The sequence below is a fragment of the Martelella mediterranea genome (assembly GCF_021021415.1).
GTDB classification, from domain to species: Bacteria; Pseudomonadota; Alphaproteobacteria; order Rhizobiales; family Rhizobiaceae; genus Martelella; species Martelella mediterranea_C.
Genome location: NZ_JAINWJ010000065.1, coordinates 1 through 285 on the forward strand (window position 1 = coordinate 1; position 285 = coordinate 285).

1 pseudogene is annotated in these 285 nt (G+C 60.0%); it reads left to right on the plus strand.

The window, feature by feature from the left end:
- A pseudogene (gene tuf / locus K7H91_RS24030) lies at positions 1–285 on the plus strand (elongation factor Tu); the annotation flags it as partial.

The window sequence follows — 285 nt, forward strand, 5'->3', positions numbered from 1 at the left end:
ATCGGCGCGCTTATCCGCGGCGTTCAGCGCGATCAGGTCGAACGCGGCCAGATCCTGTGCAAGCCCGGTTCGGTTACCCCACACACCGTGTTCAAGGCAGAAGCCTACATCCTGACGAAGGATGAAGGCGGTCGTCATACGCCGTTCTTCACCAACTATCGTCCGCAGTTCTACTTCCGCACCACGGACGTGACCGGTGTTGTCACGCTGCCGGAAGGCACGGAAATGGTTATGCCGGGCGACAACGTCACGGTTGACGTCGAGCTGATCGTTCCGATCGCGATG